We start from the raw sequence: 19752 nt of genomic DNA on the forward strand, positions 1-19752 counted from the left end.
TCCGACAAACTCCAACGGTTTTCCGTCTATCTTCTGTGCAAATCGCTAGTCTTGGTCATAGTGATGGACGACATAGAGAGGTCAAGCAAGGAGTTAAGAGACACAACTTCCATCTGCTTCCATACGGGCGTAGCTTGATGTTCAAGGTGATGCTCTGTCCTTTCGCGCAGAACGTTTTTTTGTCGGAAATTTCTTGGAATAAGACGTGGGGTTCTGACAAACTTTCTCAGTCGTTCCGGTTTAAGATGGGAACATCAAATTGATGAATGGGGTGCCTGACGCATGATGGAGAAATGGAACGTGGTACATTTTCCGGGGTTAAAATCTAGAAAGTCCAAATCCAAAGAGCGTACGGAAGGTTGGTCTTCCAGACTCAGAAAACGGCTGGATTCACATAAAGTGGTGCAATGGGTAACAGCGCAAAGATGGATGCTGCTATTGTCGGCTATGGGAGTTCTACTGGGACGCGCCACTATTTTGGACGAGCTTTCTCCTTTTGCCCTCGCTTATTTTGCGGTCATTACGTTTCTTCGGCGTGACCTGATGCTGCCTGTAGCTGTATCCGTTGTGTTAGGCAGCCTGTTAGCTCCTTACCCATCGTTATTTATGATTGGTGGTGAGCTACTGGTATTTTATTTCCTGTATCGCGGGTTACGAACCTTCGATCGTCTGGAACTATCCTATGCTCCGCTTATGGTTTTCTTGTCTGTGTTTATGGTCAATTTATTTAACGCCGTGATGGCTCCAACTTTCACATGGTATGAACTTATCATTGTGGGAACGGATGCGGTTCTCAGCTTTATGCTTACGCTGGTATTCACACAGGCCATACCGTTGTTTACGTACCGCAAGAAGACAAGCCAGCTCAAAAATGAGGAAATTTTATGTCTTATTATTTTATTAGCCTCTGTGATGACAGGAGCAGTAGGATGGACTGTTCATTCATTGTCTGTCGATCATGTATTGTCGCGATATTTGGTCTTGGTGTTTGCTTTGGTGGGAGGTGCTTCGCTGGGTGCATCGGTCGGTGTCATTACCGGTTTAATTTTAAGCTTGGCCAATATGTCTGCAATTGTGCAGATGAGTTTACTCGCTTTTGCAGGTTTGCTGGCAGGGATGCTGCGTGAAGGGAAAAAGGGTGCTGTTGCGCTTGGGATGCTGCTAGGCTCCTCCATTCTGACGATCTATTTGGATGGGACCGGAGACGTGCTGACATCAACCTGGGAGAGCTGTGCGGCGATTCTATTATTTTTAATGACCCCAAAAAGTTTCTTTAAAGCGGTTTCTACCTATGTTCCCGGTACGCAGGACCATGCTAAATCTCAGCATGAATATGCCAAAAGGGTCCGCGATCTTACCGCAGAGCGAGTAACGAAGTTTTCCCGTGTATTCAGTCAGCTATCCCGCAGCTTTCACCAGATATCTGCAAGTGAGGGCGCGAAGTCGGATGGTGAAATCGAACACTTTATGAATGCGGTGGCGGAAGGGACATGTGCCTCCTGCTTCAAGTGTGAGCAGTGCTGGGACGGCAAGTTCATGCAAACCCATCAGTATATGACTGAAATGATGAGCGCCATTGAGGATAACCCGGATTTGGAGCCGGAACAGATTCCCCCGCAATGGAGCAAGGCATGTGCTAAAACGGGCGCTGTCCTGCAAGTGATGAAGCAGCAGTATAGCCTCTACCAACATAATATGCAATGGAAGCGCCAAGTATACGATAGTCGTCAGCTTGTTGCTGACCAGCTATCGGGTGTATCACAAATTATGGAGGATTTAGCGCGAGAAATTCAGCGGGAAGGGCAGACCATGCATCGGCAGGAGGAGCAAATACGAGAGGCTCTTGATAGACTGGGATTGTCCATCCAATCTATTGAGATTATTAACCTGGATGCAGGTCAGGTAGAAATAGAGATTGTCCATGCCTATACAAGGGGATTTGATGAATGTCGGAAAATCATTGCTCCACTGCTGTCGGACATACTGGACGAGCATATAGCTGTGATGCGCGAAACGGAGGCAGATCGCCGCCAAGGCTTAGCTACAGTCATGTTCGGCTCTGCTAAAACGTATGAGATTGCTACAGGGGTAGCTAGCGCCGCCAAAGGAGGCGATTTTTTCTCAGGAGACAGCTACAGCATGATGGAGCTAGGGAACGGGACTTTTGCAGTCTCGTTAAGCGATGGTATGGGGAACGGAGAGCGCGCGCAGCAAGAGAGCAGTGCAGCACTTAACATTTTAGAGGAATTACTGCAATCGGGTATGGACGAAAAATTGGCGATCAAGTCGGTTAACTCTGTCCTGATGCTGCGATCACCTGAGGAAATGTATGCTACGGTCGATATGGCGCTGATTGATCAGTATACGGCCCAGACAACCTTTATGAAAATTGGGTCTACGCCAAGCTTTATTAAAAGAGGAGAGGAGGTCATTCCCGTATCTGCCAGCAATTTGCCGATTGGCATTATACAGGATATTGAAATTGATTTGGTATCCCTGCAGCTCCAGCCGGGTGATATTCTCATTATGATTACAGACGGTATATACGACTCACCGGGTTACGCGGTTAATAAGGAAATATGGATGAAACGCATGATTCAGGAAATTGAAAGCGAAGATCCTCAGCAGTTGGCCGACTGTTTGCTAGAACGGGTTATTCGATACCAACAAAATCAAATCTATGACGATATGACAGTAGTCGTTAGTAAAATAGATCACTTCCGCCCAGAATGGGCAACTCTCCATGTACCTGGCATGAGGTGGTTGGAACGTCCACGGACGGTGAGCTAATCCGACATTGCCCGGGAAATTCCTTATTCGTTTTTTAAAAATCCGCATCCTTCGTTTGAATCGTTCCGGATTAGGCAAAGATAGAATCTATCGGAATAGATTAAGAGGAAGCGGAGGTCAAAAAACGATGAAGCAAATTTTGATCATTACAGACGGGTGCTCAAATGTAGGTGTTAGTCCAGTCATGGCGGCTGCCCAAGCTCTACGGGAAGGTATTACAGTGAATGTCGCCGGAGTCATAGATTATGGAACTATTGGCGAGCTTGGCAGCGCGGAGATTCAAGAAATTGCTAAAGCAGGGGGAGGGTTTAGCCAAATCGTTGGGACGAAGCAGTTGGCACAGACCATGCAGATGATGACGCGCAAAACGGTGGTTCAAACCATTCAGCAGGCGGTTAATAGAGAGTTAACGCACATTTTGGGCGAGGGTGGCGCCAAACATATCGGTGAACTTCCTCCGGCAAAACGAGCCCAAGTAGTTGAGGTGATGGACGAGCTGACAGAAACAAGCACCCTGGAGATTGCCTTGCTCATTGATGCAAGTGCGAGCATGAAGCCCAAGCTGCCTGCTGTAGAGGACAGCATTCGCGATTTGCTGCTCAGCTTGCAGTCGAGAAGCGGACACAGCCGTCTATCGGTATTTCATTTTCCGGGCGGCAAAATGGGAGAAGACGCAGTCATGGATATCGGTTGGACCTCTGAGCTTAACCAGATCAAATCGATATTTGGACGCTTGCGGATGAAAGGGGCGACGCCGACAGGTCCTGCCATTTTACAAGTGATTGATTATTACCGATATGTTACACTAGGGGAACAGAAAGATCTGGAAGAATCCTATGGCAAAGGAGAAGGGATGCTCGGTGACTACGTCGTCTGATCCCGTTCTTGCACCCGGAACGGTCATCAAGGGCAAGTGGAAGCGGAGCAGCTATGTCATCCAGCGCTTGCTGGGCCGGGGAGCGAACGGAACTGTATATTTGGTAAAAGAAGCACAGGCCGATCGGCAATTTGCTCTGAAAATGGGGAAGAACACGCTTGATCTGCAATCGGAGATTAATGTGCTGACCACATTGCAGTCTCAGGGCACTCAGGCCGCCCTCCAGCGAAATGGAAATCCTTCCTTTTTGTTTGAGGTGGATGATGTAGTGTTACGCAGCGGAGAGATACCCTTTTATGTTATGCGGTACGTTAAGGGTGATCCACTTCATCGCTTTGTGGCAGCCAAAGGGCCGGAATGGTATGGCGTGGCTGGAACCGGTATACTGAATCGTCTGGCGGATCTCCATCAGGCAGGGTGGGTGTTTGGCGACCTGAAGCCGCAGAATATTTTGGTCAATGCCTATGGAGAGGCTGAATTAATTGACTACGGTGGGGTGTCTCTTGCTGGCCGGAGTGTTAAACAATTTACAGAATGGTATGACAGGGGATTTTGGAATGCTGGCAGCCGAAATGCCGATTCCCAGTATGACCTGTTTGCCTTCGCTCTTCTAACGATTCATATATTGGAGAGCGAATCGTTAAAGGCGGCTGCCAGCAGGCTGCCACAGTTGCGTAATACGGCAGAATTGACGGTCATCATTCGCCGCAGCCGTGTATTACGCCCCTATGCCGAATGGCTACTGGGTGCAGTGCGTGGAGAATATTCCGATACTCGTGCAGCGGCCCGATCTTGGTCACGTTTGGCTTCCGCACATGTCAGGCAATCGTCGGTCAAAAGAGGGAATCCACGCTGGCTGGGATATGCTTTCACGGTATCGCTTTTGCTGCTTGCCGGAGCGCTCTGGATTGCGTTAAGGTAGCAGCATGACTTACATAAGATAACAGATGATCATCATTTTTACGGTCGGAAGAAAAGAGGGTCGGGAATGGGAACAACAAAACCGACCGGTGTTGTACAGGAAGTGCTCGCCTTGGCGCGAGATCATTCACTGTGGAGCCCCGGAGACTGCATTGTGGTTGCTGTATCCGGTGGGCCGGATTCGGTGGCCCTTTTGCACATTTTACATGAAATATCCGTTATACATATGCCTTTACAACTCGTCTGCGCTCACGTTCATCATGGATTCAGACCAGAGGAATCGGATGCGGAGGCTGAAGTGGTACGCAATATTGCCCGAAAGCTTGAACTTCCATTTGAAATGACTCGGGTCGATGTACCCGCTTATATGAAGGAGAGTGGTAAGGGACCACAGGAAGCAGCACGCGAGCTGCGCTACAGCTTTTTACATGATATGGCTACAAAGTGGGAAGCACAGCATATTGCAATGGCTCACCATGGCGACGATCAAGCCGAAACGGTTCTCTTGCACTTGCTGCGTGGTAGCGGCCCAGCAGGTTTGGCGGGTATGCGTTTGGCACGCAATGAAAAAAATGTGCAACTCATTCGCCCGCTGCTACGTATGTACAAGGCTGACCTGATTGAGTTTTGTAACTTGTATGGTCTTTCCTACGTGATAGACAGCACTAATTTATCGTCCAAATACCGCCGTAACGCCATCCGCATGGATGTGCTTCCTTTTTTGGGGCAATATAATGAGCGACTGACACCATCTCTGAACCGGCTGGCCGAAACGATGGCTGACGAAAATGACTTTATGGAGGCATCTACGCTGTCAGTATACGAGAAAATGGTGAGCTTGGATAATGGCAGGTACATGTTTCCCATCGCTTCATACCGTAAGCTACCCGTTGCTTTACAACGGAGGTTGATTAAACTAATATTAAATTATCTGCCTTCGGACAGTGAAAATTTTGATTTTCGTAAAATTGAGACCGTTCGACTAAGACTTCTCCAAGAGGCATCGTCTACATGGAGTTTGGATTTGGGAGGCGGTGCGGTTGGAGTCCGCGAATATGACCAAGCGGTTTTGTTTGACCGTACGCAAGTCGTTATGGGCGAATGGTGCTATGGACTAAGTGTATTGCCTATTTCCGGTGAGCTAGAGTTGCCTGAGGCAGGTGGTATACTTCGGTGGCGAAGGGCTTCCTATTTGGATGGGGATCATCCGGCCAATAAGGAGGAAGCGTGGTTCGACGCAGATCAATTGAGTCTGCCTTTGACTGTACGCTCGCGATTACCTGGAGATACCATGTATGTAATGGGATTAAACGGAAGAAAAAAGGTTAAAGATATTTTTATTAATGAAAAAATACCTCCTTCAATGCGTTCCGTTATTCCCATCGTCTGCGACCACTCTGGAGCTATTCTCTGGATTCCGGGCGTACGACGTTCTGTACATGCCGCGGTGCAAGAGCACACGTCTTCGGTTATATATATGTCATGGCAAAGACGAGAGAGTCCGGGGCACCGGTAATTGCACAGGAACGGCTTTCATAGTATAAACTTAGGAGGTTTACACCGTTGCAAAATGATATTCAGGAAATATTGATCAGCGAAGAAGAAATTCAGAGTAAAATTAAGGAATTGGGTGCACAGCTCAGCGTAAAATATGAAGGGAAAAATCCATTGGTGATTTGCGTACTGAAAGGTGCGTTTATCTTTATGGCTGATTTGGTTAAATCCATTACAGTGCCATTGGAGCTTGATTTCATGGCTGTATCAAGTTATGGAGCGTCCACAAAATCCTCAGGTATCATCAAAATCATTAAGGATTTGGACGCATCTGTGGAAGGACGCGACGTTCTGATTGTCGAAGATATTATCGACAGCGGCCTGACGCTGACACATTTGATTGAACTGCTCAAGAATCGTAATGCCAATTCGGTATGTGTCGTAACCTTGTTCGACAAGCCTGCACGCCGGACGGTTAATCTTGAAGCAGATTATACTGGATTTACGCTTCCAGATGCGTTTGTTGTCGGCTATGGTCTGGACTATGCCGAGCACTACCGGAACCTCCCATACATAGGGATTTTGAAGCCGGAAATCTATACCAGCTAATCTCAGCCTCCAGTCCTAGGACTAAATAAGGCCCTTTGTTGAGAAGGACTTACAGGCTATGGTAAAATAACTTAAGTGTCTCGAGAGGAGGTAGGGGATGAATCGGTTCATCCGGAATTCTGGTTTTTATTTGATTCTTTTTTTAGTTGTGGTGGGTATCGTTCAGTTTGTTAGTAACAGTAACGAAGCCTCCGATCTCCCTAGATATGACCAATTACGGCAAGAGGTTAAAGCTAATAACATCTCTAAAGTAACGGTCCAATTTGACGGTTACGCCTATCTTGTAACCGGTGCATATAAGAAGCAGCCGGCTAATGCTAAATCGACCAATTTTTCCGTATATGTTCCACCAACGGATCAAGCACTAAGTGAACTGGTAAATGCCAGCGAAACGAACGGGTTTGAATATGTACAGAAGAAAATGGAAGGCGAGAGCATCTGGCTGACGTTTTTGACTTCTATCATTCCTTTGGTGATCATGTTCCTGTTGTTCTTCTTCCTGTTTAATCAGGCACAGGGCGGTGGCGGCAAAGTTATGAACTTCGGCAAGAGCAAAGCCCGTCTGTATAACGAAGAGAAGAAGAAGGTTACGTTCGAGGACGTGGCAGGGGCTGACGAAGAGAAGCAGGAGCTTGTCGAAGTCGTAGAATTCTTGAAGGACCCACGCAAGTTTGCAGCTGTGGGCGCTCGTATCCCGAAAGGTGTTCTGTTAGTGGGCCCTCCAGGTACGGGTAAAACACTCTTGGCAAGAGCTGTTGCAGGCGAGGCTGGAGTACCGTTTTTCAGTATCTCAGGTTCTGATTTTGTAGAAATGTTCGTCGGGGTCGGTGCTTCCCGTGTTCGCGATTTGTTCGAGAACGCTAAGAAGAACGCACCTTGTATCATTTTCATTGATGAGATTGATGCCGTTGGACGTCAACGTGGCGCTGGATTGGGTGGCGGACATGATGAACGTGAGCAGACGCTCAACCAATTGCTCGTAGAAATGGATGGATTCGGCGCAAACGAAGGTATTATCATCGTAGCTGCTACAAACCGTCCGGATATTCTAGACCCGGCGTTGCTTCGTCCAGGACGTTTTGACCGGCAAATTACGGTTGACCGTCCAGATGTTAAAGGCCGTGAAGCAGTATTGTATGTACATGCTCGCAACAAGCCATTAACGAAGGATGTTAAATTGGACGTAATTGCGAAACGTACAACAGGCTTTACAGGCGCTGATCTCGAAAATCTGTTGAACGAAGCTGCCTTGTTGGCGGCTCGTCGTAACCGCAGGGATATTTCGATGCGAGAAGTAGATGAAGCCATCGACCGTGTTATCGTAGGTACAGAAAAACGCAGCCGCGTAATCAGTGACCGCGAGAAACGAATTGTTGCTTATCATGAAGCAGGCCATACGATTATCGGTTTCTTCTTGGAAAATGCCGATATGGTTCACAAGGTAACAATTATTCCACGTGGACGTGCAGGCGGATATGTTATCATGCTTCCGAAGGAAGACCGCATGCTGACAACCAAGCAGGAATTGCTGGACAAAATCACTGGATTGTTGGGTGGACGCGTATCCGAGGAACTGTTCATTGGTGAAATCGGAACAGGAGCCTATAGCGACTTCCAACAAGCAACAAGCATCGCACGTAGCATGATCGTAGAATATGGTATGAGTGAGAAACTTGGTCCGATGCAGTTCGGTACTTCACAAGGCCAAGTATTTCTTGGACGCGATATCGGTCATGAGCAGAACTACAGTGATCAGATCGCTTATCAGATTGACCAGGAGATGAATCGTTTCATCACTGAATCTTATGAGCGTGCTAGAGAACTCCTGACCAAGTATTCCAAAGAGGTTCATTTGATTGCTCAAACCTTGCTGGTAGAAGAAACCTTGGAACTTGAACAAATCAAACGTTTGATTGAGACAGGTTCTTTGGATGGTGGCACGACTGAGGGAGAAGGAACACCGGAAAACGGTGAGCCTGTGATCGACAACATTGGAGACGTCCGTGTACGTATTCAAGGTAAGGATGAAGAGCCTAAGAATACAACAGATCAACCGAATGATATCCCTAATCTGCAAAAGCCAGAGGATGATAACAATTCGGGCAACTCCGGTGGTACTCCACCGACAACAACCTAATCATTCAATGGATAGTTGAATAAGCTTATATGCAAGCTCCGGGGAACCAGGTATTATTGGTTTTCCGGAGCTTTTTAAATGGAAGATTATTGCTAACGTGATTTGACAGACACCGGAACGTTGTGTACATTTATTGTTAAATAAACGGCTGTCGTCTTCTTAGCTTATAAAAGCCAACAGCTGCTGCAATCGACTTTCTATTATTTTGAACATATACGTGAGCGCATACTGTAGAACCTATGGTGTGCGCTATTCTTCTGTGAAATCAGGTGAAGGCATGATTCCAAGATATCTAGTTGATTTTGATGTAGCGGAATTGACCCGATTGGAAGCCGACGTGTTAATTATCGGCTCGGGCATTGCGGGCTTATATACAGCCATTAAGGCTGCAGAGAATCGGAAAGTGTTGCTGATCACCAAGAAGACTTTGATGGAAAGCAACACACGTTATGCTCAAGGCGGTATTGCTGCTGTCACATCGGATGAGGATACACCTGCTTATCATATGCAGGACACCCTGATTGCTGGTGCAGGTTTGTGCGAACCAGAGGCGGTCAGAACGCTTGTCCATGAAGGTCCAGGTGGTATTCAAGAGTTAATACGTATGGGAACGGCTTTTGATCGTGTGGATGGTGAACTAGCATTGACACGGGAAGGAGCGCATAGCCATCGGCGTATTTTGCATGCGAATGGGGACGCTACGGGTTATGAAATTGTTCGTGCGTTGTCAAAGCAGGTTGCTGCTCATCCCGGTATCGAAGTGTGGGAAGAGTGCATGGTCGTCGACCTGCTGACTGAGCATGGTGAGTGTATTGGGGCCCTCGTCCAAAAGCCAGGTGGGGAAAGGTCGTATATCACTGCTAATGCAACGATTTTGTGCTCAGGAGGTAGCGGGCAATTATACCGTTATACGACCAACCCGGATATTGCAACCGGGGATGGTATTGCTATGGCGTATCGTGCTGGGGCGATTGTCCGGGATATGGAATTCATACAGTTTCATCCTACGGCGTTGTGCCATCCGGGCGCTCCAAGGTTTCTAATTTCCGAAGCTGTACGGGGAGAAGGAGCCGTGTTACGCAATATTCACGGAGAACGCTTCATGGACAAGTATGATTCACGGCAGGAGCTTGCACCCAGAGATATCGTAGCTCGTGCTATCATTCATGAGATGGAACGCACCCAAGCTGCGTTTGTATACTTGGATATTACGCATGAGCCGCCTGAGCGGGTGAAGCGACGTTTTCCAACCATTTATCGGACATGTCTGTCATTTGGTTTGGATATGACGACAGACTGGATTCCCATTGCGCCTGCTGCCCATTATATGATGGGTGGTGTTCAGACCAATTTACACGGGGAAAGCTCCATTGCGCGTTTATTCGCCTGCGGAGAGACCTCTTCTACAGGTGTTCACGGAGCTAATCGTCTTGCGAGCAATTCATTATCTGAAGCTATTGTATTCGCCAGCAGGATTATTGAGCGACTGCATTCATTGCCACCGCTGGTCGGCCATACGTTGATATCTTATAGCGATAACCGCACAGAGTTCCCGGCTTCATCCGTCACGGAGCAACGGCATAAGCTGCAAGAAGCAATGGTTCGTTATGCTGGAGTTCGTCGGCACGGCGAGGGGCTGCAAGCAGCATTAGATGAGCTGCAAGGGCAATTGCCTATTTTCAAGGCTGTGATCGCTAGCCGGGAAGAGATCGAATTTGCCAATTTGCTCACATGTGCTTTATTAGTAACAGATGGTGCGCTACTGCGTGAGGAGAGCCGGGGAGCGCATTATCGCGAGGATTTTCCTGAGACAGATGATAGCGCCTGGCGAAAGCATGTCCAGCAGCGACGTGATCAAGGGATAACGGAGGAGTACGTTCATGACATCTAACAGCGAGCTTTATGGAGAGTTTAGTGGATATCAGGAGGAACTGACGGCACAAATTCGCAGCTGGCTGCGAGAAGATACGGGCTCTGGCGATGTGACCACGCGCTGGACGATTGAGCAGGGCCACCAATCCAAGGCTGTCATTCATGCCAAGGAGAGCGGCGTAGTTGCGGGTTTACCCGTGGCTGCCCTTGTATTTCAGGTAGTGGACCCTTCCTTGTCGTTCACTCCGCTGGTGACCGATGGACAGTGGATTGAAAAGGGAAGCGTTTTGGCTGAAGTAAATGGAAGTACCCATGCGATTCTGACTGGAGAGCGACTGGCGTTAAATTTGCTCCAACGAATGTCTGGCATTGCCACGCGGACTCGAGCTTTTATAGATCAATTGCATGGTTTGTCCACCCGCTTGGTGGATACACGCAAAACAACACCGGGACATCGGCTGCTGGAGAAGTATGCTGTTCGTGTAGGCGGTGGCTCGAATCATCGCTTTGGCCTGTACGATGCTGTTATGATTAAGGATAATCATATTAAGGGCGCAGGTGGGATTGAACAAGCTGTGAGTCGAGCGCGTGCTAATATACCGCATACGATGACGATTGAAGTAGAGACGGAAAACATGAAACAAGTGCAGGAAGCCCTGGAAGCTGGGGCGGATATCATTATGCTGGATAACATGTCTGCCCCAGATATGAAGGAAGCCGTTCGGTTCATTCGGGAACGGGCACCACATGTCAAAACAGAAGCCTCGGGCAATGTATCGCTGGATACAGTGCGTGAGATGGCTGAGAGTGGCGTAGATGTGATTTCTGTAGGCAGGCTGACATACTCCTTTCATAGTCTGGATATCAGCCTTGACCTTAACGCAAAGAAAGATAGGTGACACCCATTGATTCTTGTAGTGGATGTAGGTAATACCAATATTGTTCTGGGGATGTACGAAGGGCGGGAGCTGTTGCACCATTACCGGATAAGTACCTCCAGACAGGCAACCGCAGATGAATACGGCGTACTCATACATAATCTTTTTAGTATGGGTGGCGTATTAAAGGATGACATCCATGGAGTTATTATTTCCTCTGTCGTTCCGCCATTGGTCCGTGTATTAGAAGAAATGTGCGATAAATACATAGGCAAAACGCCGTTAATCGTCGGACCGGGAATCAAGACCGGTCTTAACCTGCGTTATGAGAATCCGCGTGAAGTAGGTGCGGATCGGATCGTGAACGCTGTTGCGGCTGTCGAACGGTTCGGCGGGCCGCTGGTTGTGGTGGATTTTGGAACCGCGACGACGTTTGATTGTATTGACGATAAGGGGAACTACTTGGGTGGTGTAATAGTGCCGGGTATCGGAATTTCGACAGAGGCACTGTATCAACGGGCTTCCAAGCTGCCCCGTATCGAGTTGGAGAAACCCAAAAAGGTTATTGGTCGTAATACGGTTCATGCCATGCAAGCTGGGATTATCTTCGGTTATGCTGGGCAAGTGGATGGCATTGTGAGGCGCATTAAGGAAGAAATGCAGGCGGAGCCTACGGTTATTGCTACCGGAGGTCTTGCAGAGCTAATCGCATCAGAGACAGAGAGCATTCAGAAAGTGTTGCCGATGTTGACGCTTGAAGGATTACGTATCATTTACCAACGTAACGCTGAATAAAAAAGTGGATATAAGCTGCCGCTGCGTCCAACCGATGATCTTATCGGTTTGGATTAGCGGCGTTTTTCGTCTATACTGAAATATGTTACGTTTTTGAACAATTCGCGTGATCTGTCGATGCAGGTTGTTTATATAGTAGGAAATTATGCTTCAATGATGAGCAATACAACGAAAATAAGCAGCATAGCTGTCCTGGAGAATAGGGGAGGATATAAATATGGAAAATAAGCAGGATCGACTTATTCGTGGCACAGCCATGGATGGGAGGGTTAGAGCTTTTGCTGTTCGGACAACTCAATTGGTAGAGGAATTGCGGAGAAGACATGATACGTATCCAACGGCTACCGCTGCTTTGGGGCGAACCCTCACAGCAGGAGCTATTATGGGTTCTATGCTAAAAGGCAAAGAGCGATTAACCATTCAAGTTAAAGGTGATGGACCGATTGGGCAAATCGTCGTTGATGCCAATGCTGTAGGGGAAGTGCGAGGTTATGTTACTGAACCACATGTGCATTTGCCGAGCAATAGTATGGGCAAACTGGATGTAGCGGGTGCTGTAGGTACAGAGGGGTTCATTCATATCATCAAGGATTTGGGGTTAAAAGAACCGTATCGCGGCAGTACTCCGATTATTTCCGGTGAACTGGGTGAGGACTTTACCTATTATTTTGCCAAATCGGAGCAGACCCCGTCAGCGGTGGGCTTGGGTGTGCTGGTAGATACTGATAACTCGGTTATTGTGGCCGGTGGATTTATTATTCAATTGCTTCCAGGCTTGAATGATGATGAGATAACTGCGATCGAAAATGCAGTCAGCTCCATTCCGCCCGTTACCGCTTTGCTGGATCAAGGGTTGGAACTTGATGAAATGCTGCGCTGGATGTTGCCGGACGTTCGGATTCTCGATGAATTGGATATCCATTTTCAATGTGAGTGTTCACGTGAGCGCGTGGAAAAAACATTGATCAGTTTGGGAGAAAGCGAATTAGAGCAGTTAATTGAGGAAGAAGGACAGGCTGAGGTCGTATGTCACTTTTGTAATGAGGCTTATCAGTTTAATAAAGATGAGCTGCAAAATCTGTTAGATCAAGCCAAAGCCTAACCGGATGGGCGGTGCAAGCGATGACTACACGGGAAAAGGGATTATGGACAGCTGTCATTATTCTGACCGTTAGCGTCGCCGCCTTGGGTGGTCTTATCATGCTTCGGGGGCTGTCAAAGCCGGGTGATGTAAGCAAGGATGACGGCGATCATACTGTGGCGGAGATGGGTCAGGAAGGCATATCGGAGGAACAGTGGGTAGCGGAACTGAAAAAGCGATATGGAACCAATACGCTGTTGCAAATGTTGAATCGTAAAGCCGTGCAGGCTGAAACCAAGCGTCTCGGTATCAAGATCACCCAAGAGGACTTACAGCAGGTGCTGGAGCAGGATAGTAAAGGGTATGACTCAGATCATACCTACTTTGATGAAATGCAGCGACAGTTTGGCTTAGATCCGGTTGACTTGCGGAATGAAGCGGAATACCGGATTGGTTTGGAGAAAATAGCTACGCAGGGTATTCAAGTTCGGGAAGCTGAGATTGACGAGTATTGGGAGCAGCATCCCGAGGAATTTGCCGTCGGTAAGCAGATCCAATTGGCAGCTCTTTATGTGGATAATGCGGAGGAGGCAGAAGCGCTGCTAGACCGGGTTAAGCAGGGGGAGAGCTTCGATGTGCTGATTCAAGAGCATTCACGTAAGCCTTTCGACAAAGATAGCAGTGGACAGCTGGGATGGGTGGATGAATATGATCCATTTCAACCGGAGGCGATTATGAAGGCGGCGAGAGAGCTAAGCTCTGGGGATGTTGCGGGTCCAATCTCTGTTAACGATGGCTATGCTGTCATTTATGTACAGGATGTCCGGTTGAAGAATTCTCCGGATAAGCAGCAGATCCGGCAGCAAATTCGTCGATCTCTTGCGCTTGCACAAGCCGCTCCTTTGGAAGAGGTTGAGAAGAGTCTGCGTGATAAGTATGGAGCGCGTATTTTATCTGAAAAGAATGCATCCTCCGCTTCTCTGTAACGTAGTGAAAGAATATTGGTTTGAAGGAAGCGCGATGCTGATAACGCGGGTTGACAGCATCGCAGCTTACTCACTTGTATTGACATTGGAATTGAAGATTGTTATGATTAGCGTATAAAACCCACTATTTTTATCGGAAATTAAATGAACGGTACAAAATTAAATTGATTGACTAAGAATGATCTACAATATGATTTCGCATTTTTTAATATATCATCTACAGTCAGGGAGGAATTATCATGGCTAAAGTTGTTAATAACATCACCGAACTTATCGGGGAAACCCCCCTCGTTCGCCTCAACCGGATCGTACCGGAAGATAGCGCCGAAATCTATTTGAAACTGGAATATCAGAACCCAGGCTCCAGTGTAAAAGACCGTATTGCGATTAGTATGGTAGAAGAAGCTGAACGTGAAGGTCTGCTTAAGCCAGGCGGTACCATTATTGAAGCAACTAGCGGTAACACAGGAATCGGCTTGGCTATGGTTGCTGCTGCGAAGGGCTATAAGGCAGTCATCGTTATGCCAGAAACGATGAGCATAGAGCGTCGTAATTTGTTGCGCGCTTATGGAGCCGAACTTGTGTTAACACCAGGATCAGAAGGCATGAACGGGTCTGTTAAGAAAATGGAAGAATTGCTGAGTGAAAATCCGGATTATTTTGCTGCTGAGCAGTTCAAGAACAAAGCTAATATCAAAATTCACCGTGAAACGACCGGTCCTGAGATTGTGGAAGCCATTCGTTCCATTGGCGGAACTCTGGACGCTTTTATAGCGGGAATAGGTACTGGCGGAACCATTTCTGGAGCCGGTGAAGTGCTTAAGAAAGAATTCCCTGATATTAAAGTTGTGGCCGTAGAACCTGCCTCTTCCCCGCTGTTAGCAGGCGGTAAGCCAGGACCCCACAAGATCCAAGGGTTGGGTGCCAACTTTATTCCTGAAATTTTAAACCGTGATATCTATGATGAAATTATTCATGTAGAAAACGACGAAGCTTTCGAGGTAGCACGTAAAGTGGCCAAGGAAGAGGGCATTTTGTCCGGTATTTCATCTGGCGCGGCTGTCCATGCGGCTTTGAAACTTGCTAAGCAATTGGGCAAGGGTAAACGGATCGTTGTCATTATTCCAAGTAATGGAGAACGTTACCTGAGTACACCACTATACAATTTCGAGCTGTAATTATGTCGTAATTGTGTATACTATACGTAAGGATTCCCTCATTTCCCTGTTGCAGGGGAGTGGGGGTTTCTTTTTAAGGAGAGAATGTAGACTTATTGAAAAGTAGGGAAGGGGAAGCACACACGGATGAAATCGACAGCTAGAGTGACGGAGGCGCAGTGGCAGGTTTGGCAGGAGGAAGGCTGGAGCATACTTCCCTATATCGCTGAGTACCCATTACCCGTGGGAGGGCTACCGTCATCGTGGCGGAAGGCTTGGGAGGATTCGTCGCCATATGCCTTTTTGCTGGAGAGCGCTAAAGGTGGGAGGTACACCTATCTGGCCTTAAATCCGGTTGCTGTATTGGAAGGCAAGGGAGAACATGCAGTTTGGACCGATTTGCAAAGTGGGAAGCATGGAGATATACATGGTCAACCTTTGAAAGTCATGAATAACTGGATCGCTCCTTACCGTGCACCGCGTGTACCTGGCATGCCCTTTTTCTCTGGAGGATTTGCAGGTTATCTTGGATACGATGTAGCTCGCTCGTTGGAGCGTTTGCCATCTCAAGCTGCAGACGATACGGGCATACCTGATTATGTATGGATGAGGGTGAATGAGTTATGGATTTATGATCACGAAAAATCCTGCATATATTGTGCTGTTCATATGCCCAATCCTGCCCGCTCCGGTGAATTCAGTAGCCAGACTGATTTGGCTAATGAGCTTATGGTGGATGAGACCATATCGATACTTGGCAAACTTTATGCCGAAGCGGTCCAACGTGCAGAACGCATGCTGACTCAGTGGAAGAACATCATACATGCGGGAGAGACTGATCCAGCTCATCCTCGCCGTTGTGCTCGGCTGTCCGAAAAAGGATTAGAGGCTGCTCATCAAGAATCTGAAGGTTGGACAGCGGCATTCAGCCAACAAGATTTTGAACAGGCCGTAAGACGTGTGCAGGAATATATTGCCCAAGGGGATGTATTCCAGGTTAACTTGTCGATTCGTCAGCAACGTACGCTTGCAGCCCTTCCTGAGAATATATATGAATGGCTTCGTCTGCTGAATCCATCCCCTTATATGGGTATGCTGCGTATGCCGGATTTACGGATCGTCAGTGGCTCGCCAGAATTGTTGGTGAAGCTGGAGGATGGACGTGTGAGCGCCCGACCTATTGCAGGTACGAGAAGAAGGGGGCTAACACCGGACGAAGATGCCGCTATGGCAGCAGAGCTTCTATCAAGCGAAAAAGAACGCGCCGAGCATATTATGCTCGTCGATCTGGAGCGTAACGATATCGGACGGATTGCCGAATACGGATCGGTGCATGTACCTGAACTGCTGACTGTCGAGTATTATTCGCACGTTATGCATTTGGTTTCTCAGGTGGAGGGGAAGTTAGCCTCAGGTCGTACAGCTATAGATGTAATTGCGGCTACTTTTCCAGGCGGAACCATTACCGGGGCACCCAAGGTGCGCACGATGGAAATCATCGAAGAATTAGAGCCTGTCCGGCGGGGGCCTTATACTGGGTCCCTTGGATGGATTGACTATAACGGCAATATGGAATTAAATATTATAATAAGAACACTAGCTGTTAAAGGCAGCACTGCCTATTTACAGACAGGTGCGGGGATCGTCATTGATTCAGACCCGTACAGGGAATATCGGGAATGTCGGAACAAGGCCAGAGCTGTCATGAAGGCGGTACAATGTGGTGAAGAAGAAGCCGCTTTGAGCAGAAGCGGTATCACAGGAGGGTGAGTCGTATGATTTTGGTGATTGATAATTATGATTCGTTTACGTACAATCTTGTTCAGTATTTGGGTGAACTTGGCGAAGAAGTAACCGTAAAACGGAACGATGAGATTGATGTGAAAGGCATAGAAGAGCTGGCACCAGAGCATATTTTGATCTCGCCGGGTCCATGCACGCCGAATGAGGCGGGGATATCACTGGATGTGATCAGCCATTTTAAAGGTCGCATTCCGATTTTTGGCGTTTGCCTCGGCCATCAGGCCATCGGACAGGCTTTTGGCGGTAAGGTTATCCGGGCTGAACGACTCATGCACGGTAAAACCTCACCGATTCTTCATCACAATACGTCAGTATTTGAAGGCTTGCCTTCTCCGTTCACAGCAACCCGGTATCACTCATTGCTGGTAGAGCGCGAGAGTCTGCCTGAGTGTCTAGAGATTACCGCTGAAACCGCAGAAGGTGAAATTATGGGTTTGCGGCATAAAGAATTTTCCGTAGAAGGAGTTCAGTTCCATCCAGAATCCATTATTACGGATTACGGGCATCAGCTGTTACGCAATTTCCTAAAACGCAAGGTAGGCGTTTGATTCATGAAATATATCGGAGTCAACGGCGTCCTCACGGAAGCCGCAAAAGCCGTGGTTCACGTAAGTGATCACGGCTTTTTATACGGAATGGGTTTGTTTGAAACATTCCGCACCTACAAGGGTGCCCCATTCTTGCTGGATCGGCATCTGCATCGACTACAGGAAGGCTGCCGAATGCTTGGCATTCCTTTTCAACCTGATGAGGAGCAGCTTACGAAACACATTCAGCATCTGATGGTGGCAAATGGGTTGGATGAAGCCTACATCCGCTACACCGTATCAGCGGGTGAAGAGGTGCTAGGATTGCCGACGGGTGACTATACGCGTCCCAACCATATTTTGTTTGCCAAACCGTTGCCCTCTACCAATACACAAATCGGGCACTCGACTTCCCCATCGGCGCTTCAGTTGTTGCGAATCCCCAGAAACACTCCAGAGGGTGAGGTTCGCTTAAAGTCGCTGCATTATATGAATAATATTCTTGCGAAACGGGAACTTCAGCAGTATGCCGAAGCTGTCCGTTATAAGGCTGAAGGAATGATGCTTACGGCCAATGGTTTCCTGGCAGAGGGAATGGTCAGCAATCTGTTCTTTGTGCGGAATAATACGCTGTATACCCCTGACTTGTCTACAGGGATTCTGCCAGGCATTACGCGTGAATTCATTTTGGAGCTGGCGCATCTGCGAGACATTCCTTGTGAGCAGGGCCTGTACCGCTGGGACGAGTTGAAACAGGCTGATGAAATTTTTATGACCAACTCTATACAAGAAATACGGCCCGTGGATTTGTTGTTGGAGCCGGGAGGAGCAACCAACCATGTATCGGTTCTCTTGACGCACCCCAAGTCCATAACAGCTTTGCTGTTGCACGATTATAGACAGAAAGCAGGGATCAAGTGAACATACCGACCCTTTATCAACGTAGTTACCGAATGGGGGATGCCGAGCTTACACTCGGACATTCCACACAGATCATGGGTATACTGAATGTGACCCCGGATTCATTTTCCGATGGAGGATTACATTATAACCCGGAGATTGCTGTTTTACATGCATTGAAGCTGGTGGAAGATGGAGCTGATATCATTGACATTGGCGGGGAGTCTACCCGTCCCGGTCATGATCCAGTAGGTGTGGAAGAGGAGCTGGCTCGGGTCATTCCGGTCGTCCAGGCCATCCATCGTATCGCACCGCACATTCCATTATCTGTAGATACTTACAAAGCTGAAGTAGCCAGAAAGGCACTCGAAGCTGGCGCACATATCATTAATGATGTGTGGGGGTTTAAGGCAGACCCTGATATGGCACGTGTAGCTTCGGAATTCGATTGCCCGGTCATTTTGATGCATAATCGTCATGACCATAACTATAGTGATTTGGTTTCTGATATGCTGTCCGATTTAAAAGAGAGTATCCGATTAGCGCTGGATGCGGGGGTACGTGAGGAACAGATCATTTTAGACCCAGGTATCGGTTTTGCCAAGGATTACGATGAAAATATTCATGCCATGACTTCTCTCGATAGATTGGGTCAGCTGGGCTTTCCGCTGTTATTGGCTACGTCGCGCAAAAGATTTATTCGTACAGCACTGGATTTGCCTGTGAATGATGTGGTGGAGGGCACGGCGGCTACTGTTGCTTTTGGCATTGCTCAAGGGTGCCAGATTGTGCGTGTACACGATGTGGCGCAAATCAAGCGCACCGTACGTATGTGTGATGCGATGGTGTACGGGTCTAAAAATGCACTGAGTTATGGTGGTTAGGAGACGCTTCATGAATGATTTGATCCTGTGATCGCTGTTGC

16 protein-coding genes are annotated in these 19752 nt (G+C 47.9%); all 16 read left to right on the forward strand.

Annotation, left to right across the window (positions count from 1 at the left end):
* Nucleotides 1–282 precede the first annotated feature (282 nt).
* Nucleotides 283–2790, forward strand: coding sequence for a stage II sporulation protein E (gene spoIIE / locus NSS94_RS00265; protein WP_080710745.1), 2508 nt, complete (start codon nt 283–285; stop codon nt 2788–2790).
* Between the two features lie 127 nt (nt 2791–2917).
* Entirely contained in the window at nt 2918–3667 is a 750-nt protein-coding gene (locus NSS94_RS00270; RefSeq protein WP_029514624.1) for a VWA domain-containing protein, read from the forward strand.
* Entirely contained in the window at nt 3651–4589 is a 939-nt protein-coding gene (locus NSS94_RS00275) for a protein kinase domain-containing protein (RefSeq protein ID WP_023986445.1), read from the forward strand. Before NSS94_RS00270 ends, NSS94_RS00275 begins: the two co-directional genes overlap by 17 nt.
* Nucleotides 4590–4655: 66 nt before the next feature.
* Nucleotides 4656–6104, forward strand: coding sequence for a tRNA lysidine(34) synthetase TilS (gene tilS / locus NSS94_RS00280; RefSeq protein ID WP_165150730.1), 1449 nt, complete (start codon nt 4656–4658; stop codon nt 6102–6104).
* 47 nt (nt 6105–6151) lie between these two features.
* Nucleotides 6152–6691, forward strand: a complete 540-nt coding sequence (gene hpt, locus NSS94_RS00285) for a hypoxanthine phosphoribosyltransferase (protein WP_023986447.1) — start codon at nt 6152–6154, stop codon at nt 6689–6691.
* A gap of 97 nt (nt 6692–6788) precedes the next feature.
* Complete coding sequence (gene ftsH, locus NSS94_RS00290; RefSeq protein WP_029514626.1) at nt 6789–8828, forward strand: ATP-dependent zinc metalloprotease FtsH; 2040 nt, start codon at nt 6789–6791, stop codon at nt 8826–8828.
* Between the two features lie 277 nt (nt 8829–9105).
* Nucleotides 9106–10719 carry an L-aspartate oxidase gene (gene nadB, locus NSS94_RS00295; RefSeq protein ID WP_341040371.1) on the forward strand — a complete coding sequence of 538 codons (1614 nt, stop codon included), beginning with the start codon at nt 9106–9108 and terminating at the stop codon, nt 10717–10719.
* The gene (gene nadC, locus NSS94_RS00300; protein ID WP_039274023.1) at nt 10709–11599 is read left to right on the forward strand and encodes a carboxylating nicotinate-nucleotide diphosphorylase; all 891 of its coding nucleotides are present in this window, start codon (nt 10709–10711) and stop codon (nt 11597–11599) included. The genes nadB and nadC overlap by 11 nt, the downstream gene beginning before the upstream one ends.
* Nucleotides 11600–11605: 6 nt before the next feature.
* Complete coding sequence (locus NSS94_RS00305; RefSeq protein ID WP_039274025.1) at nt 11606–12373, forward strand: type III pantothenate kinase; 768 nt, start codon at nt 11606–11608, stop codon at nt 12371–12373.
* A gap of 217 nt (nt 12374–12590) precedes the next feature.
* The gene (gene hslO / locus NSS94_RS00310) at nt 12591–13475 is read left to right on the forward strand and encodes an Hsp33 family molecular chaperone HslO (RefSeq protein ID WP_025718327.1); all 885 of its coding nucleotides are present in this window, start codon (nt 12591–12593) and stop codon (nt 13473–13475) included.
* Between the two features lie 20 nt (nt 13476–13495).
* Nucleotides 13496–14440, forward strand: coding sequence for a peptidyl-prolyl cis-trans isomerase (locus tag NSS94_RS00315; RefSeq protein WP_341038271.1), 945 nt, complete (start codon nt 13496–13498; stop codon nt 14438–14440).
* 239 nt (nt 14441–14679) lie between these two features.
* Nucleotides 14680–15618 (forward strand): cysteine synthase A, encoded by a 939-nt coding sequence (gene cysK, locus NSS94_RS00320; RefSeq protein ID WP_341038272.1) that lies wholly within the window; start codon nt 14680–14682, stop codon nt 15616–15618.
* A gap of 126 nt (nt 15619–15744) precedes the next feature.
* On the forward strand, nt 15745–17367 hold the full coding sequence (locus NSS94_RS00325) for an anthranilate synthase component I family protein (protein ID WP_341038273.1): 1623 nt from the start codon (nt 15745–15747) through the stop codon (nt 17365–17367).
* A gap of 5 nt (nt 17368–17372) precedes the next feature.
* Entirely contained in the window at nt 17373–17948 is a 576-nt protein-coding gene (gene pabA / locus NSS94_RS00330) for an aminodeoxychorismate/anthranilate synthase component II (protein WP_165150716.1), read from the forward strand.
* A 3-nt stretch (nt 17949–17951) separates the two neighbouring features.
* Nucleotides 17952–18848: an aminotransferase class IV gene (locus NSS94_RS00335; protein WP_341038274.1), complete on the forward strand. Its 897-nt coding sequence runs from the start codon at nt 17952–17954 to the stop codon at nt 18846–18848.
* Nucleotides 18845–19711 (forward strand): dihydropteroate synthase, encoded by an 867-nt coding sequence (gene folP, locus NSS94_RS00340; RefSeq protein ID WP_029514634.1) that lies wholly within the window; start codon nt 18845–18847, stop codon nt 19709–19711. Before NSS94_RS00335 ends, folP begins: the two co-directional genes overlap by 4 nt.
* Nucleotides 19712–19752 lie beyond the last annotated feature (41 nt).

Origin of the sequence: Paenibacillus sp. FSL L8-0644 (assembly GCF_038008165.1) — a bacterium.
Lineage (GTDB): Bacteria > Bacillota > Bacilli > Paenibacillales > Paenibacillaceae > Paenibacillus > Paenibacillus polymyxa_D.